The organism is Gluconobacter wancherniae NBRC 103581 (genome assembly GCF_007988885.1).
Classification (GTDB): domain Bacteria; phylum Pseudomonadota; class Alphaproteobacteria; order Acetobacterales; family Acetobacteraceae; genus Gluconobacter; species Gluconobacter wancherniae.
In genome coordinates this window covers 35,276-61,737 of the sequence record NZ_BJUZ01000004.1, presented here as the reverse complement: position 1 = coordinate 61,737, position 26,462 = coordinate 35,276, and the positions used below count along the sequence as shown (strand labels likewise).

The window sequence follows — 26,462 nt, the reverse complement described above, 5'->3', positions numbered from 1 at the left end:
TTCAGACAGTTGCGGCCGGGTTTTCCTGTGCCGCAACGAGCGTGACCAACCGGTACTCAGTAGAGATCTCGGAAATCAGCGTGATCTGCTCAAAATGCTGAACCCCATCCTGAAAGTGATGAAAGCAGCGCGCGCCACCCTCTTTCGGCATTACGGTCTGAGTATCCCATATTCTGGAAAAATCCGGACTGGCCCCTCTGAGGGAACTCACGAACCCACCTAGGTTTCTCTCATTGGGAATATGCGCACTGTCCGCACGGAATTCGGCGACTACCCGCTGCGCGCTATCCGCCCAGTTATGCAAAAAATGACGCGCTGCAGGATCCAGGAAAACATAATGCAGCAAATTGGCACCGCTCTCTCCAATCCATGATCCAAAAAGCCTGACAGCCGCGACATTGGCAGCACGAACGTGCCACAGCGCGTCCATGACATATGCCGGGCTCTGCACGAGAGAAGGCAACGCCAACAATGAAGCAGGAGCGACGTCCGACACTGGAGATATGGTCTGCGGATCTTTCTGGCAGACAAGCTCAAACAGATACGCACGTTCAGCCGCGGAAAGACGCAGGGCGCCTGCCATCCGTGAAAGCGTTGCGCTGGAACAGGAGACGTCCCGGCCCTGCTCCAGCCACGTATACCATGTCGTGCTTATCCCGCAGAGCTGCGCAGCTTCCTCACGCCTGAGCCCGGCCGTCCGACGTCGACCTGGCATCGGATAAAGTCCCGCCTCCGCTGGTGTCATTGCTTCACGGCGAGCGCGCAGGAAAGCGCCGAATGCGCGACGGGAGTCAGAAGGAACGGTCATAATGGCATTAATTATACCAGTATAAAATTAGATCTTATACGCGTTTTCTTTTCGCATCACCGTGCCTCCAGATTTCCTCAGCGGAGCACACCAATGTCTACAGATACCCAGACCTATGCATCACAGCACTATGGCCCACTTGCTAACGATTACGTCCAGAGCACCGTCCACAGCAGCGGCATAGATCTCGACCTGATCGAACATCATATCGCCGGACGGGGATTAGGAACGGTTCTGGATCTTGGCTGCGGGGGCGGCCATGTCAGCTATCGCGCAGCGCCATTGGTAAGGGGTGTTGTCGCTTGTGACATCACACAAACCATGCTGGATGCTGTCCATGTAGAAGCGCAAAAACGAGGCCTGCGGAACATTACAACCTGTCAGGCAGCAGCCGAAAAGCTTCCCTTTCCCACCGCCAGTTTTGATGCCGTTCTCTGCAGGTTCACCGCCCATCACTGGCTCGATCTGGAGGCAGGTCTGCGCGAAGCCCGCCGCGTTCTGAAGCCGGATCATCCAGCCATTTTTGTGGATGTCACAGCCCCAGCCAACACTCTTGCAGACAGCTGGCTACAAACGATCGAACTCCTGAGAGACCTGTCCCATGTCCGCGATTACAGCGTGCATGAATGGGTATCCGCCCTGGAGCGCACAGGATTCAGTTTTTCAGGGATTAAACATCACATCTTACAAATGGAGTTTTCTTCGTGGACATCGAGATCAAAAACTCCAAATCGAAGGAAAGATATTATTCATGAGATACAGAAAAAATCACCTGAATTTATTCAGAATTATTTCAGTATAAAAGATAATGGAGACTTTAATTTGAAGGTATCATCTTTTATACTGGAGTAACATCAAAAATGTAATTTCGTAATTATATCAGAATGATTTTGATGGCTGAAAATTACATAATAATCATATCATTCTGTTTTTATTCAATTTTCAAATTTTTATTTTTAGATTTTACATAAAATGCTTTCTGGAAATTTTATTATGTTTTTTATTTATTTTCTTTCTATAAATTACAATCATATTTGAAATTATGAATCGATCAAAATTCTAGAAACTCTTTGTAATATTCCGATGCTGGAACATTATACGTTCTCACCCTACTACTTTGTAATGATGGAGCAACAAAGCATCCACCGGGAGAGCTAACCTCATGCGCCTAAAGCCGACCCTCCTCGCTACCAGCATTATCGCCCTGCAGCTCGGAGCCCCCAACATCATCACTGCTGCCAAGGCAGCCACCACGACACCCGCAACACATAGCTCCAAGAAAGCCGCGAAAAAGTCGGTCGCTCAGACGGCTCACACAACAGCACGCGCATCGCTCCCCCCCAAGCATACAGCTCCCCGCTCCGTTGACGGTCGCCAGACCGACAGTAACGAGCAGATGATTGTTACTGGTACGCACGCCTTCAATCGTCGCGCCCGCGATTCCACAAGCCCGATCAGCGTGCTCTCTGCCGCAACGCTTCGTCATTCTGGCCAGATGAACCTCGCAGACGCCATCGTGCGCACCGATCCGTCCATTTCGGTCAATGCCATGGGCGCAGATGCTGGCGCTCTTACGTCATCCATCCGTATGCGCGGCCTGAACCCGAACGAGGTTCTCGTACTCGTGGATGGTAAACGACGCCATACGACAGCAAACATCTATGCCGATGCCGGTCCGCAGCAGGGCTCGACCCCTGTCGATCTAAACATGATCCCGGCTGGTGCCATTGATCACATTGAAATTCTTCGAGACGGCGCCGCCGCCATGTATGGCTCTGACGCCATTGCAGGCGTGGTCAACATCATTCTCAAAAAGACCCCGCATGGCCTGAATATGACGGCCCAGACGGGCGCAAATGCCTATAACGGTGATGGCTGGCAGTATCAGCTGGGCGTCGATGGTGGATTTGGCTTCAGTGGAGACGGCTACGTCCACATGAGTGGTCAAATGTACCACACGGACCACATGGTCCCGAACACGACAGACGTACGTACGGTTCCAGGAAATGCTGAATATGGCGGTTACACCATCCCGCACAATTCCAACAAGGTCATCAGCACGCCTGAAGAAACCCGTGAAAACCTGAGTATCGAGTTTGGTAAGACCCTGACCGAGGGCATCACCGGGTACGGCCTCATCACATATGCACATCGTCATTCCGAGGCATATGAAAACTATCGCCTGCCTTCGGTCGCTCCGTCGCTTTATCCATATGGTTTCTCCCCGCTGGAGACGATGGAAGAGAACGATTACTCGGCAATGCTCGGGATCAAAGGCGACAATCTCTTCGGTTTTTCATGGGACCTCAGCACAACTTATGGTGCGGATGAAGCCGATGTCGGCAACAAGAACACTGCAAACCCTTCCATGATCAGCAGCACAGGCTTCAGCCCGACCACAGTACGCGCTGAATCCTATCGCATGGCTCAGTGGACCAACAACTTCGATATGCGTCGCCGCTTCAACATTGCCAATGTTGTGCCAGTTACGCTCGCCATGGGTGCAGAACACCGCCTCGAGACGTATCAGATCTGGCCGGGCGAACCAGCGTCTTACACCAGCGGTGGTACGCAGGGTTATGCTGGCCTCATGCCGGAAAACGCCGGAAAATGGGGACGTGATGTCTGGGCCGGTTATCTCGATGGGGACTTCCACCCTCTGAAGCACTGGGATCTCGACTTCGCAGGGCGTTTTGAGCATTACACAGACGTAGGAAACACCGAAAACGGCAAGGTTTCCACGCGCTACGATATCACCAGCAAGATCGCCGTCCGTGGCACAATCAGCAACGGTTTCCGCGCTCCAACCCTTGCAGAAGAGCATTTCAGCTCACTCAATGTTTCCCCGACTGGCGCCTCCGGCCTGCTCTCCACAACAAGCGCTGCTGGCCGCAGCCTTGGCGCACAGAACCTGAAGCCAGAGCGTTCAACCAGCGTTGAGGGCGGTATCATCGTTGAGCCTGTCAAAGGCTGGCATATCTCCGCAGACGTGTATCAGATCAACATCCGCGATCGTATTTCCGGTGCGGCATCCGTTTATGATCAACCTGCACTCAACGCGATTGATCTGACTGGCGCCACTCTGCCAGTCGGCATCACAAATGCGGACGTCTCGGCCAACTACTTCGCGAACGTCGGAAGCACACGGACACAGGGCCTCGATATCCAGTCTGATTACATGTTCCATCTGCATCAGTATGGAACTCTGACAACGACGCTTGCACTGAACCTGAACCGCACGCGGGTTGGCCACATCAACGATAACTCGCAGGGTCAACCATACCTCAACGCCCAGAGCATCGCGTATCTGACCTCCACCTCCCCGCGGAGCAAGATCATCCTGAATGCTTACTGGACCAAGGCGAACTGGGACGTGAACCTTCGTCAAACACGTTATGGCGAAACCACATCCATGCTGACCTATCAGGACCAGGCCCCTGCTGCGCTACAATATTCAAACACCACCTGGGGACAGTTCAAGAACACGCCGGTCTGGCTGACGGATATTGAGGTTGGCTATCGTCTGGACAGCAACTGGCACTTCGCAGTGGGCGCAAACAACGTGTTCAACCAGCGTCCCCGCAGGCTGCCAAAAGACCTGAACTACCTCGGCTCCAACATCTACGACACCGACTCTTCAGGTATCGGTATCGCTGGCGGTTATTATTACGGTCGCATCAACGCGAACTTCTGATCTACCGAAGCCCCCTCTTAACAGAGAGGGGGTTTTTTAAGGACGGCGGATCAGCAACTCGACCATTTCGAACGATCATGGCACCGCAAGCACCTCTTGGTTCCATCATCATTCTCTCCGCCCCGGTCGGTTGATCACTCTCTGAGACGTACACCTGCTTTCCGGTCCCAATGCAAAACATGCGGAGAGCGCGGAAGTGGCCCTGCTGTCTCGGCTGCCGTGACCCCGTATTTCCAGTCATGTGGACAGACCGCGATATACCGTGCGTAGCCACCAGTGCCCCCTTTGAACTTCGCAAATCCGATCGACACCAGACAGCCCGTCGGCTTGACCTGATCCAGATTGGCCAGCCCCTCTGCCTGTGCATAACCATGGTGCATCAGCCACTCCTCTCCTTCGAGAGTAGGCGTATCATCGGTGTCGAGCGGCTCGTGCCCATGGAACAGAATGTGCCGCTGCAAGTGCAGAAACTGCAATGCCGCAAGAGAAACACCGGGAAAACGCTCTTCGCGCGTCAAAGATGGATCAGGCCATTTTCTGGACCAGTCAGAACGTACAAACACGACTGAACCTTCAGGGATACGTCCATATTTGGCCTCGAAAGCCTCAATATCACTGACCTGTAACTGATGCCCTTTGTCCTTCGCCACCTGATCCTGCATCTGGATCACAACCAGTGGGCGCAGCGAGTAGGTGGGAGGAATTTCGTCAATTGCCGGATATTCGGGAGCCCAGTGCGCTGGTGGATCCAGTTGCGTGCCAAGCTGGTCTGTCGGCAGATCGTAATGCGTGGCCTCAAAGCCCGAGCGGGCATAGGTAAAAATCTGCCCCTTGTTGCCAAAGGGTGGAACAGAAGCATCAGCTTTTGCCGCGCGAAACACCGGTGGCGCAAAACCCGTCCATACAGGCATATCGGGAGTGATGGTGTGCGTCAGATCAATATACTTCGCACCGGCAAGCGCCTGATCATACACGGACCACAAATTTTCAGGATCTGCATACGCCACAGACGCGCCCGTACTGCCCAGAGCACCGACCATCATCAGCACCGTTACGTGTTTTCTCCATTTTCCCGGTCCCAGATTCATCACCATGCTCCCTGTATTGGGCTCCTTTATGCCGTCAGAGAGTTCTGGACTTCAATCAACACATCTCGCGCACTGCCATTGACCGCCCTCACTGCCAGCCCCTTATGAACAGGCGCGCCGCTCGCACTCTTTCCAGAAAGCTCCAGACCACATGCTGACGCCCGGACACTACACGACACTGCCTGAGAATTTCTTTGCGCGTCTGTCACCTCGCCCAGTGCGAAAGGCGGAGCTGATCAGGCTTAACAAGCCCCTAGCCGCAGATCTTGGGCTGGAGAGTGACTGGCTCTCTTCTGATGCAGGCATTGCGTTTCTCACGACCGGTGCGAGGCCGGACGGTCTGGGCCCAGTAGCGATGGCTTACGCCGGACATCAATTTGGCCATTTTGTTCCGTCTCTTGGCGATGGGCGTGCCATGCTGATCGGCGAAGCCCGGGATCATGAGGGAATCCTGCGCGATATCCATCTTAAAGGCTCAGGCCCTACCCCCTTTTCACGACGTGGAGATGGGCGGGCAGCACTTGGCCCCGTTCTGCGGGAATATGTAATCAGCGAAGCCATGCACGCGCTGAACATTCCCACAACACGCGCGCTCGCAGCCCTGACAACCGGCGAAACTGTCATGCGCGAAACGCCGATGCCCGGCGGTATCATCGCCCGTGTCGCACAAAGCCATGTACGCGTTGGCACGTTTCAGTATTTCGCGGCTCAGGGCGATCAGGATGCTGTTCGAATCCTTGCGGACCATGTCATTGAGCGTCTCTATCCTGAACTTTCTGGCGCCCAGAACTCCTATCTCGCACTTCTTGAAGCTATCATCACGCGGCAGGCGGAACTGGTGGCAAAATGGATGCTGGTTGGCTTCGTTCACGGAGTCATGAATACGGACAACATGGCAATCTCAGGCGAGACCATCGATTTCGGCCCGTGCGCTTTTCTGGATGAATATGACCCCGGCAAGGTCTTTAGCTTCATTGATGAAAATGGACGCTATGCTTACGGGAAGCAGCCCGACATGGCGCTCTGGAATCTCGGCCGCCTGGCGGAGGCATTGCTACCGCTTCTGGATCAGGACAGGGAACAGGCGATCGCATTGGCCCGCACGGCTCTGATGAGCTTCGATGACAGTTTCGGCGCTGCATATCTGGATGGGTGGCGCCGTAAACTTGGATTTTTCACATCTGAAGAACAGGATGCCCCACTGATTGGCCGCCTCCTAACCGTCATGCACCAGAGTGGATCTGATTTTACACTGACGTTTCGCAGACTCAGTGACATCACGTGCGCCGATGACGACACTCCCTTTGTGGAGCTTTTCTCAGATGCCGACGATATCAGGAGCTGGCTGAAAGACTGGCAGGAGCGTACAGGGCGGGAACAGCAGACAGATAGTGAGCGCCGCAAGGCGATGCATGCCGCCAACCCTCGTATCATTCCCCGGAACCATCAGGTCGAGGCCGTGATACAGGCAGCTCTGAAGGGTGACTTCAACCCGTTCCACATGCTGGTGGAAGCTCTTGCTGACCCATTTTCGAACAGGGATGATGGGCTGGATACTCCCCCAAGCATGCAGGAGCGCATCCAAAACACATTTTGTGGAACCTGACGGATCAGGCGGGCTGTGGCATCAACCGGCTGCGGCTCATGTCGAACAGTCGGCGCACCTGCGTATGCAGGGCCGCCAGATTCGGCAGGCAGGCATTATGCAGCGCACGCACACTCTCATGTGCTGCATAAAAACGCAGGGTATTGAGACCCTCTTGCAGAATTGCGGCGCCCAGGAAAACGCCATCCACATGAATGACCTTTGAACTCAGCATTGACTTAAAACCTCGACAAACACCCGTTCCAGAACGGTCGAACGCACTTTCGCGTCCGCCTCCGGCTTTTCCGGAGGGCGACACGAGTGGTGCTCTAACGGGGCACATGCCATATCGTTTCCAGTAATGGCGTGACCTTTTCATGACATCGTCTGACAGGCATTCAGGCCGGGGTCTGGACTCACTCTTCCCCATGCGTGAAAACCCGAAGCATGGCCGATCCCATTTCCCCCACCGCCCCAGAAAAAAACGCTGCCGACATGCCACATCTGTGGCTGCCGTATTCGCAGATGCAAACTGCACCGTTCCCTGTCGAAGCCACGCGGACACAGGGCAGCCGCATCACACTCGCAGACGGCCGGGAACTAACGGACGGCGTTGCGGCATGGTGGACAGCCTGTCATGGCTACAACCATCCCCATCTGCAGCAGGCCCTGATCCATCAGGCTGCGACAATGCCCCATGTGATGTTTGGCGGCATGGTCCACGCTCCCGCACGCACACTTGCGGCCCGCCTTGCGGCCCTTTTGCCCGGCGATCTGGAACGCGTCTTCTTCACGGATTCCGGGTCCGTGGCGATGGAAGTGGCCCTGAAGATGGCGGTACAATTCCATATCAACAGCGGAACCCACGGCCGCACCCGGATGCTCTCATTCCGCGGTGGATACCACGGTGACACGCTGGGCATGATGTCCATTTGTGATCCCGAAGAAGGTATGCACTCCCTTTTCGCAGGTGTTTTCCCCGAACAGATCCTGGCCGATCTGCCGCTTGATGAGCAGAGCACGGCAGATCTGGATGCTCTCCTTGCCGAACGCGGGAGCGAGATTGCGGCGGTCATTACCGAACCTCTGGTACAGGGTGCGGGAGGAATGCTTTTCCACGCTCCAGAAGTGCTACAGACCCTGAGAGCCCTGTGTGACCGCCACGGCATTCTTCTGATCGTAGATGAGATTTTCACGGGGTTCGGCCGCACGGGCACAATGTTTGCCTGCGAGAAAGCCGGGATTGTTCCCGATATCGTGGCGCTTTCGAAGGCCCTCACAGGTGGGACGATGGCACTGGCCGCGACAGTCGCCCGCAGGCATGTTTTCGAGAAATTCCTGTCCGATGACGCCGATCGGGCGCTGATGCATGGTCCAACTTTTATGGCCAACCCACTGGCCTGTGCCGTGGCCAATGCTTCTCTGGACCTGTTTGAACAAGAACCACGGCTCGAACAGGTGGCCGCGATCGAAGATCAGTTGCGCCGTGAACTCGCTCCCTGCCGGGCAATCCCCGGCGTCCGGGATGTGCGTGTCATGGGGGCTATCGGCGTTGTAGAGCTCGATAAGATCGAGGATGCAGACGCGCTTCGCAGGGCTTTCGTTGATCGTGGCACGTGGGTTCGCCCATTCCGCAGGATCGTCTATCTCACCCCGGCCTTCACCATCACGACCGAGGAATTATCCACCCTGACGGGCGCTATCGTGGATATTCTGAAAGCCCGCGCATGACGCTCTTTGACGTCCATTTTTCGGCCGTTCTTGAGGAACGTGAGCGCATCGGCACAAGGCGCGTTCTATCAGCGGTGACCCGCGATGGACGCTTCCTCGTGCGGGACGGCAAAAGGCTGCTCGACACATCGTCTAACGATTATCTGGGGCTCGCTGATCATCCTGCCCTGCGGGAACGGGCCGCTGACTGGGCATTGCGGTTCGGGACAGGAGCACGGGCTTCAAGGCTTGTCAGCGGCACGATGGAAATCCACCAGCAGGTGGAGAAAAAAATTGCCGCGCTCAAAAATTGCGAAAGCGCGCTTCTTTTCGCCACAGGGTGGCAGGCAAACGCATCTGTCCTCCCCGCCCTCTGCGCGCTCTCGACTGCACGGACAGGAAGCCCGGCGCTGGTTTTTTCAGACCGCCTGAACCACGCCAGCCTGCATCATGGGTGCGCTGCGGCAGGCATCCGCCAGATCAGGTTTCGCCATAACGATCTGGCCCATCTTGAAAACCTTCTCATGCGCGAAGCTGATAAAACCGGCCTGCGCATCATCGTCACGGAAAGCGTGTTCTCCATGGACGGGGATCGCGCAGACATCCCTGCATTGAGGGCTCTGACAGATCGCTTCAACGCTTTTCTTTACGTCGATGAAGCCCATGCGACTGGCGTACTCGGGCCACATGGTGGTGGCCTGTGCGAAGGTCTCGCCGATCTGGCTATGGGAACCTGCAGCAAAGCGCTTGGCGGAATGGGAGCCTATGTGGCGGGTTCCGCCCCCATGTGTGAGTATCTTCTCAATCACGCTTCCGGCTTCATCTACAGCACAGCTCTTCCTCCCGCCGTTCTTGGCGCAATTGATGCGGCGCTCGATTTGATACCAACAATGGACGATGAGCGCACAAACCTGTCACATCAAAGCCAGTATCTGAGAGCGCTTCTTCAGGATGGAAAACTCGAAACCCTTGGCTCAACAACGCAGATCGTTCCGGTTCTGATCGGCGATGCCAAACGTGCTCTCGCCATCTCAAAAGGTCTCGAAGAGGCTGGTTTCCTGAGCATCGCGATCCGCCCACCCACAGTCCCACCCAACACAGCCCGTCTGCGTCTGGCCCTTGATGCACGCTACACAACGACGGACATCGAAGCCCTCGCGGAAGCTATTATCACCCTAACACAGGAAATCTCCACATGATTTCAACGCTGTACTGTGTTCATGGCTGGAGTTTTGACCAGCATTTCTGGGAGGGCATCCGTCCTTTCCTCCCGGGAATGTCGCTCATCTGTTCGGATAGTGGCTATTTCGGTTCTCCGTTCGCACCGCCATTGCCAGAGGAGCCCTATCTGGCAGTCGGGCACTCTGCGGGCGTGCTCTCCCTTCTTGGCCGGGAACTGCCCGGATGCGCAGGAATAGTGTCTTTCAACGGGTTCGCACGGTTTGTGGAAGGGCAGGACTTTCCCGAAGGAACACCAACCCGCTTCCTGGAGCGAATGCGCGTAAAGGTCCGCCGAGCTCCTGATACAGTGCTGACAGATTTCCGGACGACATGCGGCACTGCCGAACCCTGGCCAGCCACGCCAGACAGCCAGCGTCTTTCAGACGGGCTGATCCCCCTTCTGACCGAAGACCGACGCACGGAAGCAGAGCGTTGGGGAAACAGGTTACACTGGTTAGCCGGCATGAATGATCCCTTCGGTGCGGCCCGGGCGATGCACTCAGCTTCTGGCGAAATGATTGAAGGCGGCCATCTTCTTCCCCTCAATCAACCTGAACGCTGTGCAGCCTTTATCCAAAGAGCGCTGCATGCCACGCATTGAAGAACGCAAGCACCGTATTGCAGCCCGTTTCGGTGCTGCCGAAAGCTACGAAGCCGCTGCGAAAATACAACGTGTCTGTGCGGATCAGCTGGCTGAACGCATTTGCTCTGCTTTTCAGACGCCCCCTCGGAGCATCCTGGAGTTCGGATGTGGCACAGGTTTTCTGACGACCCGACTGGCGACGCATTTTCCGACCGCACATCTCTGTGCCACGGATCTGGCGCCCGGCATGATCGAACGTATCAGGGCTCGCCTGCCGGATGTGGCGTCCGAGTTTCGGGTCATGGATGCTGAAAATCCGGATCGGGATTTCACGACACCCTTCGATCTGATTGCCTCCAGCCTTTGCCTCCAGTGGTTTTCAAACCGCCAAAAGGGTCTGGAACGCCTTTGCAGTCTTTTGGCGCCCGGCGGGAAGCTGATGGTTGCCACTCTCTTGCAGGGCAGCCTGCAAGAGTGGCGTGATGCGTGTGCCGTCGAACGCGCACCCTGCGGAGTTCCTGACTACCCTACGCTTGACCAGATAAGGGGTGAGTGGCCAACGGACGGTATTGGCTTCTGGGAGAGCGTGCCCCTTGTAGATCCTGTAGCAAAGGCTTCAGGTTTTTTGCGAGGCATGCGACAGATCGGCGCGTCTCTGCCGAGAGAAGGCAGCAGACCTGCCAGCGCAGCGGCACTTCGTCGTGCAATGCGCCGCTTCGATGCAGAAAATGACAGTGTGACTTACCAGATCGGCTTCGGCCTTTTCGAAAGGAACCACGCGTGAGCGTTACCCCAAAAGGCGTGTTCGTGACGGGAACAGACACCGAAATCGGCAAGACGCTGGTCAGTGCGATCCTGACGAAAGCGTGGAATGCAACGTACTGGAAACCTTTTCAGACCGGCCTCGCCGAGGAAACAGGCGACACATCAACTGTAACCCGCCTTGCCGATGTCGCCCCCGACCATGTTGTCGCACCGCTTTGCGCCTTGCAGGCCCCCCTGTCACCTTTCGCGGCTGCCGAACTCGAGAACACTGTCATTGATGTTGAGAAACTTCAGATGCCAGCGGGAAACGGCCCTTTCGTCGTTGAAGGCGCAGGTGGCCTTATGGTACCTGTGACACCTGACAGCATGATGATTGATGTGGTTCAACGTCTGGATCTGCCGGTCGTACTTGTGGCCAGAAGCGGGTTGGGGACGATCAACCATACACTTCTGAGCCTTGAAGCGCTCCGTCGCCGAGATATTGCTATCGCGGGTGTCGTTCTCAGCGGCTTGCCCAATGTTAAAAACGCCAGGGACATTGCGAGATTCGGCAAGACCCAAATTCTCTTTCAGGTTCCGAGGTTCGAAAATGTAACCCCGCAAACCATTGCGGATTTCGCCCGTTCAATTCCGGATTTCGCGAAGTTTTTCGATGACAAGCCTTCACAATAACGTGTGATTTGGCACCATGTCATGAAATGGCCATATCCCACCCGGTGATAGGACAGAACATTCCGCCATTGCCCTTCGCAAGACTGGGTAACCGGCGTATCGCTATTGTTACATCCCCTTCTATCAGAGGGTGACCAACAGGATTTTGAGTAAGAGTATGAGCATTCTGCGTCGTGATTTGGTGAAAGTCGGAGCAGGTCTCTCCCTTTTGGGAGCATCTGGTAGTCTGGCACATGCCCAGTCCGCTCCCGCCCAACCTGAAACCCCGCAGCCAAATCCCATGCCCAAGCCGGTTCCATTCGACGACAAGACTGTCCGCAATATTGCGCAGGCTCTTTCAAAGAAGTCCTATGCAGGCCCGTCGCAGGATATGCCTTCGGCCATCGCCAATATGGATTTCGACCAGTTCCGATCCATCGCATACAACCCTGACAAGGCCCTTTGGCATAACGACAAGCTGGCCTTTGACGTAGAGTTTTTCCCCAGAGGCTTCCTTTACAAGCCGCGGATCGGGATGAACGAGGTTGTTAACGGTCAATCCACTCCCGTTCCCTATGATCCGGACCTCTTTACCTACGGCAACCCCGTTCTGCGCGTTACTGATGATCTGGGTTTCGCGGGCCTGCGCCTACGCTATGCGATCAACACGCCGGGCGTAATGGAAGAATGCGCCGTGTTCCTGGGAGCTTCCTACTTCCGGGCTGTTGCCAAGGGCCAAAACTATGGTCTGTCCGCACGCGGCTTCGCGAATGGTACGGGAGACAGCAAGGGCGAGGAGTTCGCCCTTTTCCGCGAGTTCTGGCTGGAAAAGCCCGAGCCCGGCGTAAACTCAATCGTCATTCATGCATTGCTGGATAGCCCGTCCGTCGTGGGGGCATTCCGCTTCACGATCCGCCCCGGCGATACCACGGTGTTTGACGTCCAGACATCATTCTTTCCGCGCCAGTCCATCACGCAGGCCGGGATCGCCCCTCTCACGGGCATGTTCTATTTCGACACGAACGAGCGCAATCACGTCGACGACTGGCGCCCTGCCGCGCATGACAGTGAAGCCCTCCAGATCTGGACAGGCGCTGGCCAGCAGCTTTATCGCCCGCTCGTCAATCCGACGCTGCTCCAGTTCTCTGCCTTTACGGACAGCAGCCCACAAGGCTTCGGCCTCATGCAGCGCAAGCGGTCGTTTCAGGACTATCAGGATCTCGCGCTCAATTACGAAAAGCGCCCGTCCCTGTGGATCGAGCCTATCGGCAACTGGAATGATGGAGCCGTAGATCTCGTTGAAATTCCAACGCCCAACGAGGTCAATGACAACATTGTTTCTTTCTGGCGCCCGAAGGAACCCTTGAAGGAAGGGCAGGAATACGCATTCACCTATCGGATGTACTGGGGTTGGGACACGCCCTGGCCTACCCATCTGGCACGTGTAGCCGCAACACGCGTAGGTGCTGTTGTGGACCATCCGGAAGCTCGTTTCTTTGTGATCGACTTCACAGGAGAGCCGTTCCACAATGTTCCGCAGGACGCGCATTTCCATCTGCTACCCCAATCTACACCCGGTACGATCCGGAATGTGGTGGTAGAGCCAAACCCACAGATCAACGGCTGGCGTACAACCTTCGAATTCGTTCCTGGCGATGCCAAAATGTGCGAACTTCAGGCCCAGCTTGCCAATGATCAGGGACCGATTTCCGAAAAATGGATGTATCATTGGACTCCGTAACAGACTCCTTTCCCGCCGAAGCTGCGTTCCTCCCCCCTGATGCTCCGCTTAAAATGGAGCCTCAGGACCTGTGGCACGCTCCGAACCGGCATGGACGCCCATTTAATCCGCTTCCAACAACGCCGCGCAATCTCTGGGCACGGCGACTGTTTGTGTTCGGAACGGCAATCCTGCTGACAGCCTATGGCATTTACAGAATCAATCAGGTCTTCAATTCCCTTGGCGTTTCGACGCTGGGCATTGTGGTTCTGATCCTGTTCGCCATTCTTGGCATGTGGATTGCCCTGTCTTTCGCCTCAAGCCTTGGTGGCTTCGTGTCACTGCTGCGCAGAGGCGGTCTGGGTCTGGGGATTCACCGCGCGGGACCGCTTCCCGTCTTGCAGGCACGCACTGCAGTGCTGATGCCGACCTATAACGAGGACCCGACGCGCGTCATGGTGGGCCTGCGTGCCATCCACGACAGCATCCTCGCAACAGGCCAGATTGACGCCTTCGATTTCTTCCTGCTCTCAGACACCACTGATCCGGATGTGTGGATTCAGGAAGAGCGCGCATATCTTGCATTCCGTGAAGAAGTTGGCGGAGCAGGGCGGATTTTCTACCGACGTCGTGCCAAAAACGTTGATCGCAAGGCTGGAAACCTGGGCGAGTGGGTCCGTCAGTTCGGGGCGGCTTACGAACAGATGCTTACGCTTGACGCAGATAGCGTCATGGATGGCGGCCTGATTGTCCGCATCGTTTCAGCGATGGAAAAGCATGACGGCATTGGGCTGATCCAGACACTCCCGGTCATTGTGGGCGGTAAAACCCTCTTTGCGCGTATGCAGCAGTTCGCGGGACGTGTTTACGGCCCCCTAATTGCTCATGGAATTGCCTGGTGGCATGGCTCCGAAGGTAATTACTGGGGACACAATGCAGTCATTCGGACCCGCGCCTTCGCCGAACAGGCCGGTCTGCCACACCTGTCCGGAAAGCCTCCTTTCGGCGGCCATATTCTGAGTCACGATTTCGTCGAGGCCGCTCTCATGCGCCGGGGCGGCTGGGCCATTCATATGGTGCCCGGACTGTTCGGCTCCTATGAAGAGAGCCCCCCTTCCCTCACGGATGTCGCCATTCGCGATCGCCGCTGGTGTCAGGGAAACCTTCAGCACGCCAAACTGCTGTCCACACGTGGCATGCATTGGGTCAGCCGTTCACACATGCTCATCGGCATCGGCTCTTATGTGATGTCACCACTCTGGCTGCTGTTTCTTCTGTGCGGCATCCTGATCTCTCTTCAGTCACATTTCTACCACCCGGAATATTTCGGAACGACCAGAACGCTTTACCCACATTGGCCGCGCGTTGATCCCGTTCAGGCAAAATCTGTCTTTATCGGTACAATGGCCATTCTCCTCGCACCCAAAGGTCTGGCGTTTATCGCAATGTTGGTGGACCGGGGTGCCCTGAAGGGATCGGGAGGTGCAATCCGTCTGGCGATCTCGATTGTTCTTGAAACCATAATCGGTGGCCTCATCGCACCCATTGCCATGCTGATCCAGACTTCGGGCGTCATTTCCATCCTGCTGGGCCGTGACTCTGGCTGGAATGCCCAGAACCGTGACGATGGTCGCGTTTCGCTAAAGGAAGTGGCGCGCGGATACTGGATCTATACGGTTTTTGGTGTCCTTCTGGCTGTTGCAGCATGGTCTGTCTCCCATGCACTGTTCCTCTGGATGTCTCCTGTCCTGCTCGGGCTTCTGCTTGCCATCCCCCTGGCTGCGCTGACAGCCAGCAGGGACGTGGGAATGACGCTCCGCAGAATGGGCCTTCTGCTTATCGAAGAAGAGACCAATCCACCCGCTATCCTGAAGCTTGCTGCTGAGAACGAGCGCCGTCGGGATATGGCCTTGCATCAGCCTGTCCAACCACCTGGAGAAGCCTTCTCAGCACTCCGCCAGAATACGGACCTGCTGGAGGCTCATCGCAGCGCGCTACCTGCCGCCCGCAAACCCGGCTCGGCAGTGGATGCCAATCTTCTCGTAGGCCTCGTGAAACTGCAGGAAAGCTCAAACGTCGAAGGTGCACTCAAAAAACTGACACGTCAGGAAAAGGCGGCAGTTCTTTGCAATTCAGAAGGTCTTGCGCTGATCACCTCCCTGCCATCCTGAACGGGCAGTCAGCCAGACCGGAGAACAACTCTCGAAAAAAGGGCGACAGACATGAAGCCACATGCCGGAAAACGGATCTGCCTGTTCGCCCAATATGATCCGGTTCCCCGTCTGGCACCTCATACCCGGCATTATCTACGCGAGATCATTACATGCGGGTATGAGGTGCATGTCTGTATCTCGGGCCATCCAAACCTTGGTGACCAAGGCCTGAGAAATTTTCATGAGGGCCTTGAAGGGCTGCCTATCCATTTTTACCCTCGCGAAAATGGTGGCCTGGATTTCGCAGCCTGGCAGTTCCTAATCGAAAAAGGCTGCGTTCAAAACGCAATCGAAATTCTGTTTACAAATGACAGCCTTTTCGGCCCCATCACCCCACTTAAGCCCATCATGCAGTCCATGCGCGCAGAGGGTTATGATGCGTGGGGAATGGTGCGCTCGCAGGAGACAATGCCCCATCTCCAGTCATGGTTTCTGGTGATGACGGGTGATGCGTTCACTCACCCCGCCATCCAGCGCATTTTCAGTATGCCGTTCATGGAAATGTCCAAAGGCGAAATTATTCTCCACGGTGAATTCGGAACAAGCGTGGCACTTGATTCTGCTGGCCTGAAAACCGCTGCATGCTGGACAGCACGCAAGGCGTTAGGCGGCCTTCTGACAGCCAATCCCATGCACACGGATTGGCTCACGGTGCTGCAATCAGGCCGGGTCCCGTTCATCAAGACCGAGCTTTTGCGCGATAACCCTTTCCTCGCGCCCGGCGTCAAGGACTGGCGCAACGCAATCCCAGATAAGAGATTCTTCAGGCCCGCATGGATTGTAGAGTATCTCAAGGAAAATCCCCCACGTTCGCCCGGGCCAATCATTGGCTGGCAACAGAGGCTGACGAGTGCCTTAGCTGCTCAGGATCCTCGCAATTTTATCAGATATCTTCTGCAGTTTCTCTCTCGTAGGCGTCTCAGATAAAAATCTGCGGACAGTCCCCTGATAACTGACATAAGAGACTTTCAAGAAAGGCATGATTATGACCCACAAACTCTACGTCTACGATCACTGCCCATTCTGCGTAAAAGCGCGCATGATTTTCGGGCTGAAGAATATCCCCTTCGAACTTGCAATTTTCCTTAATGACGATGAGGAAACACCCATCCGCATGGTCGGAAAGAAACTGGTTCCCATTCTTGAAGAAGACGGCCGCTTCATGGGCGAGAGCATGGATATTGTCAGCCATATCGACGCACTTGGCACCCCCGTTCTGACCGGCGCGACGCGTAATGAGATCACTGAGTGGATCAAGGCCGCGAATGGCCCCTGCTACAAGTTGTTCCTGCCACGCGCAGCATCTGCTCCGTTGCCTGAATTCGCCACGACATCGTCGCGTGCCTATTTCATCCGCAAGAAAGAAGACGGGGTGGGTATGTTCGCCACTCTTTTCGCTCAAACACCGGAACTGACGGCCGAACTGAACACTCACCTTGCCGGACTTGCAAAGCTTATCCAGAGCCCGGATGCCGTCAACGGAGCATTATCCACCGATGACATTCACCTCTACGCCTTGCTGCACAGCCTGTCGCTGATCAAAGGGCTTGAATACCCGCAAACCGTCGAGGCGTACCGCCAGAAAATGTCTATCCTCTCCGGCGTCCCCCTGCTGGACGATATCGCAGCCTGATGCAGGTAGAGGGTTCTAAAAACCCACTGGTTTTAGTGCGCTCTATATGATTCCATTTCTTCGGCGTCCGTTGAGGAGATGAATGGTGAAGTCGCTAGGTCTCTTTGATGTTGAAGACCGATTGGCCTACTCGAGCGGGCTTCGCGACCCGCTCGAAGCCTTTTCCCGGAGAGGCTCAGCTTGCCATTTTTGGATCTGTGGAGCTCGGGAAACCTGTTTCCACGCGACCACCAAGAATATGCATCAGTGTCGGATGATCTTCGCTCTTTAAAACAATATCATACCACCGATTACTGGACTTAAGATCCAGCTTCAATTCCACTAAGGAATGGGGCCTCAAAACAACCCTTTTGAAAAAATTAGAATTATTTTCTTCGCATTGAATTGTTATTTTTACATTACCACAATTTTTCAAGCAAAGCACAATATTCTCTTTATTGTTTTTGAATTCATTTCGAATAGAGGAAAATAAAATATTTTCTTCTATTTTTCCTTTGTAAGCTCTGTAAAAACCATTCGGAGCCTGCACGACAACATCGTATTGCCCACTCTCAGATTGAGTGAGGGGGACGTTAACAGTCATTCTGTCGCCTGCTGCAACGGCATAAGTGCCAACCTGCAAACCTTGGCTTGAAGCTTGATAATTATAAATATTAAACGGCGCTCCATTCGAACGAGAGCCGTGAATATCTTTACCTGCTCTTAGTTCAAGATGCAGATTTCCTGCGGCATTTACCAAACCTCCATCACAATAAAGCTCATACGGAATGGCACATGCAGGCCGTGTTCCGGCTTCTTGGCGAACCGTTTGCCTAAGAGCCTCAGGTTCCGATTGTAGATGCATTATTTCATTATTAGAAAATGCATGGAACCCTCCTGGCAAAGGACGGTTTCGTGCATCCTCAATTGATCGAAGGTGTTCATTCCTATTCAGGAAATCGAGAGATGGCATTTGTCCATCATAAGGGCGGAAACACGACGTCAGATCACCGCAAATAGCACGGCGCCAGGGAGAGATATTTGTTTCGCGTGCTGAATGCCCAAATTTTTTCTCAACAAAATGTTCGATGAAACGAAGAGTCGATGAATGGTCAAAAAGTTCGGAATTGACCCACCCTCCGCGACTCCAAGGCGAAGCAATAACCATGGGTACGCGGAAACCGAGACCTATGGGCCCTGTCCGCGCCAGATGTTCTGGAACCCCGAGATTCATTTCGTCTTGCGCGGTCGTAAATTCCAGACCGTCGGATCCAATACTGGAAGATGAACGACCAGTCTCTGGGCGCTCCGGGTCTGGAGCAGCAAAAGATGCACAATGATCAAAATATCCGTCATTTTCATCATATGTCAGAATGAAAATGGTTTTCTTCCAGATTTCTGGATTTTCCGTAAGGATATTCATGACCTCCGACACATACCATGCGCCATACCATGCTGAAGTCGGGTGATCAGAGAAATGTTCTGGCGCAGCCAACCATGATACTGTCGGTAAGCGATTTCCTTTCACATCCTCACGGAACTGATAAAGAATGTCGCCCTTTGGCGCTTTCATATTTTTTGCGTTAACATCATCGGAGAAGGTGATTTGTTCCAATGTGCGATAATCAGGATCATTATTGTTTCTTACGAAGGCATTTTTAAAAAGTGCACGCTCGTCTGAAGTAAGATCCTCAAATTTTCTCGATGCTTTTTGACGCCTGGAAAGGACCTTCATCAAGGCCTTCGCTTCTATCAACTGCTCGGCATGCGTACTTGCAACAAGCATTTCCAAACGTTCCAGCTTGCTGATATGGTTAGAGCATTCCTTTATGCGTTCGTTTATCCACTCTTCAAAGCCTTCGCCCGAACTTACATTAAACTGGTCAAAATATTCGAGCACGTTGCAGCCAAAATTGGAAAGCCATGACCGCTCGATGCTGGAAAGTCCGCCCGTCTGGCTGATTTCGTTTTGATAGAAGCGCCACGAAACACCTACTTTTTCAAGTCGCTCGGGGAAAGTCGTCCATGTCATGCCGCCTTCGAGAATTTCTGGATTACGCATGTAGACATTCGAATTGTTAATTTGCTTATCGCGCACCGTTCCCGTCCAGAACACCAGACGGTTAGGTGTCGTGCTGGACATAACGCTGCAATAATTCTGATCACAGACTGTAAAGGCATCTGCCAGAGCGTAATAAAAAGGTAAGTCCTCTCTGGTATAATATCCCATTGTTAAAGGGTATTTTTTATAAGCCTCCTGATGAGGCTGCTTCACATCCACCCAGCGGTCATGATGACCTTCATTCCACGCATCTACCTGACTGTCACGAGAATGCGGGATAGACCCCATCCATGTTACTTTTGTGTCGTGAATATTCAGGCGCCATGGCGCATATGTTTCACCACTTTTGTTTGACTGAAGGAAAACGGAACTGCCATTTTCCTGCCGAATGGCACGGGGATCATTAAAGCCTCGAACACCCGCCAGTGTCCCGAACATATGATCGAACGACCTGTTCTCCTGCATGAGAACGACAATGTGTTCTGCGTCCAGATACGTGGTTCCGGGTTCTGGGGCTATCGCATAAGCCCGCTGAATGGCACCAGGTAGGCCCTCAATCGCTACAGAGGCGCCCCCGAAAAGAGCATACTTCAAGAAATTTCTACGGGTAGACATATTACGATTTTGCCTGAGACCAAAAATACGAGCTTATGCTCAAAAGTTCACGAGCGATTGTGATGAACACAATAGATATTCATACAGATATCCTTTCCTCATAAAAAATAACACAATTGAAATATGATCGTTTTCTTACGCCTACTCGTCATAATTTTTATTACGCATAAATAACATAATAAATTCTCAGTTCCTATCATTGCTACTCTACATTTACTATCAATCGAGAATTATTTTTATTTCCAAAAATAACATTTAATTGCCAAAGAATTTATGTAAAAAAACATTTATATATACAATAAAATATAACTACTACTTATTACTTAATTATTTGAATTAATAACATAATTGTGAGCCTAAACAAGAAATCGTCATTTTTGTTTTGTACAAAATTTCGAAATGAAGGGCGGGAACTTAATGATTCTACGTTTCTGGAGCGCGGCCATTGAAAAACTTAACTGACCCAAACGTCATTCCAGTTTTTCTCTCCCGCAGACGTCTTCTGGCTTTGTCCGGTGCCTCGCTTGCAGCGGCAGCTCTCGTTTCGAGAGAAAGCGTCAACGCACAGGATATTGTGACATCCGACCACAGCAATGTCAGCGATTTCATGGAGTTTTCGCGGTTTGCTACAGGCCACAAGAACCTGGATCTGGCTATTGGCTCGGCACTCCTTCTTGCGCTTGAAGCACAAAACAATTCTTTCCCGTCCCAAATGGCGAGCTTGCGTGAGCTTGTGTCCAAAAACGGGTATGCCAATGTGGAAGCACTAGAAGAGGCAATCCAGAGCAATCCCCTTCACCCTGTTCTGCTGAGTGTTGTGAAAGCCTGGTACGCAGGTGTTGTCGAGAGCGGAACAACGGCGAAGGTGTATGCCTTTGAAAAAGCGCTCATGTATCAGCCATCTCGCGATGTCGTTGTGATTCCGACATATGCGCATGATGGACCAAATTATTGGGTAGCCCAGCCCAATGCAGTCGAAGCGATGCCGGAATTTTAAGGAAATTCATACAGTGACCAAGCGATATTTTCGTCATCTGTCCGGCGCAGTCCTGACAACCGCTTTCATGCTCCCCACAACTGCTGCACTTGCTCAACCAGCCCCCGGAGAGGTAACACCAGCATCTGCACATCAGCCCTCCATCAGCCGAGGGCACTACCTCGCCATAGCGGCAGACTGCGCAGCCTGTCACACGAATGGTCGTGATGGACATTTTTTGGCCGGTGGATACGCAATTTCCTCGCCGATGGGGAATATTTATTCTACGAATATTACTCCGTCCAAAAAATATGGAATTGGCAATTATACGCTTGAGCAGTTTTCTCAGGCTCTTCGTCATGGTGTTCGCGCGGATGGTGCCCAGCTTTATCCTGCGATGCCCTACGACGCCTATAATCGTCTGACAGACGAAGACGTAAAATCCCTCTACACTTACATCATGACCGAAGTGAAACCGGTCGATGCACCTGCTCCAAAAACGCAATTGCCATTTCCCTTCTCCGTCCGGGCGTCACTGGGAATCTGGAAAATTGCGGCCCGCATCGAAGGCAAGCCATACGTATTTGATCATTCCCACAACGACGACTGGAACCGTGGGAAGTACCTTGTGGATGAACTCGCCCATTGCGGCACCTGCCACACACCACGCAACATGCTGCTCGCACCTGTGCAGTCTGCCTATCTGGGTGGGGCGGATATTGGATCATGGCGTGCACCCAATATTACCAATGACCCAGTCAGTGGCATTGGTGCATGGAGCGACCAGGATCTATTTCAGTATCTGAAGACGGGCCGCACTGCTCATGCCCGAGCTGCTGGTCCGATGGCAGAAGCGATCGAACACAGTCTCCAGCACCTGCCGGATGCCGATATCTCAGCAATCATCACCTATTTGCGTTCAGTACCTGCGATCAGTGAACGGGGGCAGACAATTGCGAACTTTGCCCATCCGGGACGCGCTTCGAATTATAATATTGCCGAAACAAATGTAAGACGCGGTGACAGCACTCTGGATAAGATGACAGATGGCTCTGCCCTATATGAGGCCGTATGTGCGAGTTGCCATCAGTCCAATGGCAAAGGATCTCCAGATGGATACTACCCCTCTTTGATCGGAAATACGACTACAGGGCAGTTTAACCCAAATGATCTGATCGCAAGCATTCTCTATGGTGTAGACCGAACGGTAAACGAGCATGAGATCCTCATGCCTGCGTTTGGACCCAATTCACTCGTCCAGCCGCTCACGGATCAGCAGGTAGCCTCCGTCGCAGATTATGTCCTGAGCCATTTTGGAAATGCAGAGGCCACAGTCACGGCCGATGCCGTCAAGCAGGTCCGCACGGGTGGGAAACAGGTTCTACTCGCCCAACTCGCCAATCCTGCCGTCTTCTTTGGGTTGGCCGCAGCGGGCATCATTGGAGCGTGTATCGTCCTGAGTGGCATCTGGTGGTTTGTTAGTCGTCGCAAGAAGCGTCTCGCTTAATAGATTAAAGGGTCAAAAAATGTCTGGTGAAACGCTTTCTGCCGATGTTGTCATCATGGGGGCCGGTATCTGTGGCTCCATGTTGGCTCACAAACTCGTTCGTAATGGTCTGTCAGTCATTCTGCTGGATGCCGGTCCTCGCCGCGACCGCTCGCAGATCGTCGAAAACTGGCGGAATATGCCGCCTGACAACAAGTCCCAGTACGACTATGCAACGCCTTATCCCAGCGTTCCCTGGGCGCCGCATACCAATTTTTTCCCCGATAACGGCTATCTGATTGTTAAAGGCCCAGACAGAACGGCCTATAAACAGGGGATCATCAAAGGCGTTGGCGGAACAACCTGGCATTGGGCGGCTTCCAGTTGGCGCTACCTGCCCAACGATTTTCAGCTTCACACCAAGTTTGGTGTAGGTCGTGACTATGCCATGAGCTACGACGAACTCGAGCCCTATTATTACGAAGCCGAGTGCGAGATGGGCGTGATGGGCCCGAACGGTGTGGATATTGTTCCGTCCGCTCCCCGTAAAAATCCATGGCCCATGACATCCATGCCCTACGGCTTTGGAGACCGGACCTTCACCGAAATCGCGCGCAAGCTAGGCTTCGATAACACCCCCGTGCCCCAAGCGCGTAACAGCCGTCCGTATGATGATCGTCCCCAGTGCTGCGGAAATAACAACTGCATGCCAATCTGCCCAATCGGGGCTATGTATAATGGTGTGTACTCAGCATTGAAAGCTGAGAGACTAGGGGCAAAAATTCTTCCTAATTCTGTTGTTTACGCAATAGAAACGGATGCAAAAAACAAAATTACGGCTATTCGTTTCTACGACCCGGATAAGCAATCCCATCGCGTTGTGGCCAAGACGTTTGTTGTGGCTGCCAATGGTATCGAGACACCAAAGCTTCTACTTCTTGCCGCCAACGACCGTAATCCCAACGGCATCGCCAATTCTTCCGATCAGGTCGGTCGTAATATGATGGACCATCCCGGGATCGGCATGAGCTTTCAGAGCGCTGAACCAATCTGGGCAGGCGGTGGTTCAGTCCAGATGAGTTCGATCACCAATTTCCGTGATGGCGATTTCCGTTCGGAATATGCGGCAACGCAGATCGGCTATAACAACACAGCGCAGAATTCGCGTGCTGGGATGAAGGCACTTTCCATGGGGCTGGTGGGCAAGAAGCTCGATCAGGAGATCCGCCGCCGGACTGCTCATGGCGTTGATATTTACGCCAACCACGAAGTTCTCCCAAACCCTGACAACAGGCTGGTCCTCTCCAAGGATCATAAGGACGCACTTGGTATTCCGCATCCGGAAGTCACTTACGATGTTGGTGAATACGTCCGAAAATCAGCGGAAATATCGCGCCAACGCCTTCGGGACATTGCCAGGGAAATGGGCGGAACAGAAGTTGAGATGTCGCCTTTCTTCACGCCGAACAACCACATCACGGGCGGCACGATCATGGGTCACGATCCACGTGATTCGGTTGTCGATGAGTGGCTGAGAACACACGATCACTCAAACCTGTTCCTCGCAACGGGTGCAACCATGGCAGCTTCTGGTACTGTCAATTCGACTCTCACCATGGCCGCTCTCTCCCTACGTGCAGGAGATGCGATCCTCAATGACCTGAAACAGGGATGAAACTCTTGAACGTAATGACCAGAAAACGGGTAGCGGGCGCCTGCCTGAGTGTATTCGTGGCAGCGGCTACCCTCTCGGGCACTGCTCTAGCAAAGGACTTCAAAGTGGATCTCACGACATCACTCACTCTTATTGATCAGGCCAAAAAGGTCGCAGCGGCAGAGCATGCCCGCGTGGCCATCGCGATTGTGGATGCAGGGGGAAACCTTGTTTCCTTCCAGAAAATGGATGGAACCCAGCTTGGCAGTGTCGAACTTGCCATTCGCAAAGCCAAGACATCCGTCTCCTTTTCCCGCCCCACAGTGGACATGGAGCATGCCCTGAATGGCGGAAACTACATGATCGCAACGCTGCCGAACGCACTCCCAGCTGGCGGCGGATATCCGATTATTGTGAATAATGAAGTTGTTGGTGCGCTTGGTCTGAGCGGTGGAGAGGGCCAGACCGACGCCCGACTGGCCCAGGCCGCCGTTACTGCAATCGTTCCACCATCAAAGACAAAGACGACTGAATGAAAAATGGACGTCCGATGCAGTGGGGAAGACTGATTGGTCTTTTCTGCTGCACGGTCCTGAGCTTTGTGGGCCTGGATCGCACGGCACTCGCACAGAGTGAAACTTCTCAGACACTGGCGACCCCTGATTCCTATAAATCGCGTGCTTTTGCGATGGAAGGTATGGGAAGCTTTGCAGTCGGTCCGCTGGTCCCAACGCTCTACGGGAACCCTCATCTTTTCGGAGACTGGGGTGGCGTTCAGCCGTGGTTAACCAAGCATGGCATGTATTTCAACGTCTCCCTCAACGAAGAATACATGGGAAACGTAACCGGTGGCCGCACCAGAGATAATGTTCTGGCGGGTCAGGTAGCTGGTGAACTTGATATCGACTGGCAGCAACTGGCCGGTGTGAAGGGGCTCTGGACGCATCTTCTGGTTGTTAATGGGCATGGCCGCAGTTTAAGCCATACGTTGGGTGATTCCGTAACGAACCCAGAACAAATTTACGGTGCTCGTGGTAACGTTGTGGCCCATCTTGTCTCGATGTATATGGACAAGTCATTCCTGAACGATCGAATAATCCTCTCATTGGGCGATATTCCGACGGGTAGTTTCTTCGCCTTTGATTATGTTGCCTGCTCGTTCATGAATGTTTCTGTGTGCAGTAATTTTGCTCCGGGGAAATACATGCCCGGTGGCCGCGACTGGCCTTCTGGCAATCTGGGCGGCGTCTTGCGACTGCGCCCTACCGAACAGACTTATATCATGGGCGGCGTCTTTGCCGTGTCGCCTCACAGCTATAACGGCGGTATCTCGGGCTGGGCTCTGGCGCAGAGCGGCCTTGGCAAAGTCTCTTCGCAAATCGAAATTGGCTGGATGCCGTCTTTCGGCAAGAACAAACTGCGTGGCAACTACAAGATTGGCGCATGGTACGATAATTCACGTTATCCCAATCTTTATGAGGACATTAACGGCAATTCGTTCCAGCAGACAGGTCTTGCACGCCGGTATCAGGCAGGCGTCTCAACAGCTTGGTTCATGTTTGACCAGATGCTTGTTCGCAATGGCCCTGGTGTGACCGATGGTCTGATTGCCATAGGTGGCGCTGGCTACTCACAGGGTAATGTTGTGGCCATGCGTGACCATGAGTGGGTTGGTCTCGTCGAGACCGGAACGCCCTGGCACCGTAAGAGCGACCAGATTGGCGTCATGTTTCAACATATGGACATGAGCCGAACAGTCGCCCTTCAGCAGGAATCATCGCTGTCACTGGGACTACCCTTCATCTCAAATCAATGGGGACCAGTTTACGGCGTTCAAAACTGGGAGAACGTGTACGAAGCTTTCTACAGCTTGCACTTAATGCGGGCGACAACGCTTCAGGCCGATTTCCAGTATTTACAGCGTCCGGGTGCTACCACCACCTTCAAGGACGCCGCAATTATTGGCGGTCAGTTTACGACCAATTTCTGATTATAAAATAACTGGAGCGGCGGCCGATT

Annotated in this window: 21 protein-coding genes; 17 read left to right on the top strand and 4 right to left on the bottom strand. The window is 53.7% G+C overall.

The genetic code is table 11. The features are described 5' to 3' along the window. Position 1: 1 nt before the first annotated feature. Complete coding sequence (locus GWA01_RS11935) at positions 2-808, bottom strand: helix-turn-helix transcriptional regulator (RefSeq protein WP_146798325.1); 807 nt, start codon at positions 806-808, stop codon at positions 2-4. 93 nt (positions 809-901) lie between these two features. On the opposite strand from GWA01_RS11935, the gene GWA01_RS11930 reads away from it, so the two are divergent. Together GWA01_RS11930 and GWA01_RS11925 are read left to right on the top strand one after the other, a co-directional pair. Then, complete coding sequence (locus GWA01_RS11930) at positions 902-1,660, top strand: class I SAM-dependent methyltransferase (protein WP_146798323.1); 759 nt, start codon at positions 902-904, stop codon at positions 1,658-1,660. Positions 1,661-1,970: 310 nt separating this feature from the next. Next, on the top strand, positions 1,971-4,502 hold the full coding sequence (locus GWA01_RS11925) for a TonB-dependent receptor plug domain-containing protein (protein WP_146798321.1): 2,532 nt from the start codon (positions 1,971-1,973) through the stop codon (positions 4,500-4,502). Positions 4,503-4,636: 134 nt separating this feature from the next. Here GWA01_RS11925 and GWA01_RS11920 read toward each other — a convergent pair whose 3' ends face one another. Next, complete coding sequence (locus GWA01_RS11920) at positions 4,637-5,590, bottom strand: cyclase family protein (protein ID WP_228118627.1); 954 nt, start codon at positions 5,588-5,590, stop codon at positions 4,637-4,639. A gap of 151 nt (positions 5,591-5,741) precedes the next feature. Here GWA01_RS11920 and GWA01_RS11915 point away from each other — a divergent pair, with 151 nt between their 5' ends. After that, positions 5,742-7,196 carry a protein adenylyltransferase SelO gene (locus GWA01_RS11915; protein ID WP_146798319.1) on the top strand — a complete coding sequence of 485 codons (1,455 nt, stop codon included), beginning with the start codon at positions 5,742-5,744 and terminating at the stop codon, positions 7,194-7,196. A gap of 4 nt (positions 7,197-7,200) precedes the next feature. On the opposite strand, the gene GWA01_RS11910 is transcribed toward GWA01_RS11915, so the two are convergent. Next, positions 7,201-7,410, bottom strand: coding sequence for a hypothetical protein (locus GWA01_RS11910; protein WP_146798317.1), 210 nt, complete (start codon positions 7,408-7,410; stop codon positions 7,201-7,203). 212 nt (positions 7,411-7,622) lie between these two features. On the opposite strand from GWA01_RS11910, the gene GWA01_RS11905 reads away from it, so the two are divergent. From GWA01_RS11905 to grxB, 9 genes are all read left to right on the top strand, one after another. After that, on the top strand, positions 7,623-8,906 hold the full coding sequence (locus GWA01_RS11905) for an adenosylmethionine--8-amino-7-oxononanoate transaminase (protein WP_146798315.1): 1,284 nt from the start codon (positions 7,623-7,625) through the stop codon (positions 8,904-8,906). Beyond that, a complete protein-coding gene (locus GWA01_RS11900; RefSeq protein ID WP_146798313.1) occupies positions 8,903-10,084 on the top strand; it encodes an aminotransferase class I/II-fold pyridoxal phosphate-dependent enzyme in 1,182 nt (393 codons plus the stop codon). Before GWA01_RS11905 ends, GWA01_RS11900 begins: the two co-directional genes overlap by 4 nt. Beyond that, complete coding sequence (locus GWA01_RS11895; RefSeq protein ID WP_146798311.1) at positions 10,081-10,707, top strand: alpha/beta fold hydrolase; 627 nt, start codon at positions 10,081-10,083, stop codon at positions 10,705-10,707. Before GWA01_RS11900 ends, GWA01_RS11895 begins: the two co-directional genes overlap by 4 nt. Further along, a complete protein-coding gene (locus tag GWA01_RS11890) occupies positions 10,694-11,473 on the top strand; it encodes a methyltransferase (protein WP_228118628.1) in 780 nt (259 codons plus the stop codon). Before GWA01_RS11895 ends, GWA01_RS11890 begins: the two co-directional genes overlap by 14 nt. Next, positions 11,470-12,126: a dethiobiotin synthase gene (bioD, locus tag GWA01_RS11885; RefSeq protein WP_146798309.1), complete on the top strand. Its 657-nt coding sequence runs from the start codon at positions 11,470-11,472 to the stop codon at positions 12,124-12,126. Before GWA01_RS11890 ends, bioD begins: the two co-directional genes overlap by 4 nt. A gap of 157 nt (positions 12,127-12,283) precedes the next feature. Then, positions 12,284-13,846 carry a glucan biosynthesis protein gene (locus GWA01_RS11880; RefSeq protein ID WP_146798307.1) on the top strand — a complete coding sequence of 521 codons (1,563 nt, stop codon included), beginning with the start codon at positions 12,284-12,286 and terminating at the stop codon, positions 13,844-13,846. Beyond that, positions 13,822-15,996 carry a glucans biosynthesis glucosyltransferase MdoH gene (gene mdoH / locus GWA01_RS11875; RefSeq protein ID WP_146798305.1) on the top strand — a complete coding sequence of 725 codons (2,175 nt, stop codon included), beginning with the start codon at positions 13,822-13,824 and terminating at the stop codon, positions 15,994-15,996. The genes GWA01_RS11880 and mdoH overlap by 25 nt, the downstream gene beginning before the upstream one ends. Before the next feature lie 51 nt (positions 15,997-16,047). Further along, positions 16,048-16,965 carry a rhamnan synthesis F family protein gene (locus tag GWA01_RS11870; protein ID WP_146798303.1) on the top strand — a complete coding sequence of 306 codons (918 nt, stop codon included), beginning with the start codon at positions 16,048-16,050 and terminating at the stop codon, positions 16,963-16,965. A 58-nt stretch (positions 16,966-17,023) separates the two neighbouring features. Next, entirely contained in the window at positions 17,024-17,671 is a 648-nt protein-coding gene (grxB, locus tag GWA01_RS11865) for a glutaredoxin 2 (RefSeq protein ID WP_371858448.1), read from the top strand. A gap of 175 nt (positions 17,672-17,846) precedes the next feature. Here the strand turns inward: grxB and GWA01_RS11860 are convergent, their stop codons facing one another. Next, entirely contained in the window at positions 17,847-20,327 is a 2,481-nt protein-coding gene (locus GWA01_RS11860; RefSeq protein WP_146798299.1) for a phosphocholine-specific phospholipase C, read from the bottom strand. A 445-nt stretch (positions 20,328-20,772) separates the two neighbouring features. On the opposite strand from GWA01_RS11860, the gene GWA01_RS11855 reads away from it, so the two are divergent. Genes GWA01_RS11855 through GWA01_RS11835 form a run of 5 tightly spaced genes read left to right on the top strand, consistent with a single transcriptional unit; the run spans position 20,773 to position 26,433 of the window. Beyond that, entirely contained in the window at positions 20,773-21,324 is a 552-nt protein-coding gene (locus GWA01_RS11855; protein WP_146798297.1) for a sugar dehydrogenase complex small subunit, read from the top strand. A gap of 13 nt (positions 21,325-21,337) precedes the next feature. Beyond that, a complete protein-coding gene (locus tag GWA01_RS11850; protein WP_222592708.1) occupies positions 21,338-22,810 on the top strand; it encodes a c-type cytochrome in 1,473 nt (490 codons plus the stop codon). Between the two features lie 19 nt (positions 22,811-22,829). Continuing rightward, positions 22,830-24,464 (top strand): GMC family oxidoreductase, encoded by a 1,635-nt coding sequence (locus GWA01_RS11845; protein WP_146798295.1) that lies wholly within the window; start codon positions 22,830-22,832, stop codon positions 24,462-24,464. Between the two features lie 14 nt (positions 24,465-24,478). Then, positions 24,479-24,979 (top strand): GlcG/HbpS family heme-binding protein, encoded by a 501-nt coding sequence (locus tag GWA01_RS11840; protein ID WP_228118629.1) that lies wholly within the window; start codon positions 24,479-24,481, stop codon positions 24,977-24,979. Continuing rightward, positions 24,976-26,433 (top strand): carbohydrate porin, encoded by a 1,458-nt coding sequence (locus GWA01_RS11835; protein WP_228118630.1) that lies wholly within the window; start codon positions 24,976-24,978, stop codon positions 26,431-26,433. Before GWA01_RS11840 ends, GWA01_RS11835 begins: the two co-directional genes overlap by 4 nt. The last annotated feature ends 29 nt before the right edge of the window (positions 26,434-26,462 follow it).

Coding starts and splice junctions, on each gene's coding strand:
- GWA01_RS11860 (WP_146798299.1), bottom strand. CDS start 20,327: ATGTCTACCCGTAGAAATTTCTTGAAGTATGCTCTTTTCGGGGGCGCC.
- GWA01_RS11845 (WP_146798295.1), top strand. CDS start 22,830: ATGTCTGGTGAAACGCTTTCTGCCGATGTTGTCATCATGGGGGCCGGT.
- GWA01_RS11900 (WP_146798313.1), top strand. CDS start 8,903: ATGACGCTCTTTGACGTCCATTTTTCGGCCGTTCTTGAGGAACGTGAG.
- GWA01_RS11870 (WP_146798303.1), top strand. CDS start 16,048: ATGAAGCCACATGCCGGAAAACGGATCTGCCTGTTCGCCCAATATGAT.
- mdoH (WP_146798305.1), top strand. CDS start 13,822: ATGGATGTATCATTGGACTCCGTAACAGACTCCTTTCCCGCCGAAGCT.
- GWA01_RS11925 (WP_146798321.1), top strand. CDS start 1,971: ATGCGCCTAAAGCCGACCCTCCTCGCTACCAGCATTATCGCCCTGCAG.
- GWA01_RS11840 (WP_228118629.1), top strand. CDS start 24,479: ATGACCAGAAAACGGGTAGCGGGCGCCTGCCTGAGTGTATTCGTGGCA.
- GWA01_RS11910 (WP_146798317.1), bottom strand. CDS start 7,410: ATGCTGAGTTCAAAGGTCATTCATGTGGATGGCGTTTTCCTGGGCGCC.
- GWA01_RS11915 (WP_146798319.1), top strand. CDS start 5,742: ATGCTGACGCCCGGACACTACACGACACTGCCTGAGAATTTCTTTGCG.
- GWA01_RS11930 (WP_146798323.1), top strand. CDS start 902: ATGTCTACAGATACCCAGACCTATGCATCACAGCACTATGGCCCACTT.
- GWA01_RS11835 (WP_228118630.1), top strand. CDS start 24,976: ATGAAAAATGGACGTCCGATGCAGTGGGGAAGACTGATTGGTCTTTTC.
- GWA01_RS11890 (WP_228118628.1), top strand. CDS start 10,694: ATGCCACGCATTGAAGAACGCAAGCACCGTATTGCAGCCCGTTTCGGT.
- GWA01_RS11880 (WP_146798307.1), top strand. CDS start 12,284: ATGAGCATTCTGCGTCGTGATTTGGTGAAAGTCGGAGCAGGTCTCTCC.
- GWA01_RS11895 (WP_146798311.1), top strand. CDS start 10,081: ATGATTTCAACGCTGTACTGTGTTCATGGCTGGAGTTTTGACCAGCAT.
- GWA01_RS11920 (WP_228118627.1), bottom strand. CDS start 5,590: ATGAATCTGGGACCGGGAAAATGGAGAAAACACGTAACGGTGCTGATG.
- grxB (WP_371858448.1), top strand. CDS start 17,024: ATGACCCACAAACTCTACGTCTACGATCACTGCCCATTCTGCGTAAAA.
- GWA01_RS11905 (WP_146798315.1), top strand. CDS start 7,623: ATGGCCGATCCCATTTCCCCCACCGCCCCAGAAAAAAACGCTGCCGAC.
- GWA01_RS11935 (WP_146798325.1), bottom strand. CDS start 808: ATGACCGTTCCTTCTGACTCCCGTCGCGCATTCGGCGCTTTCCTGCGC.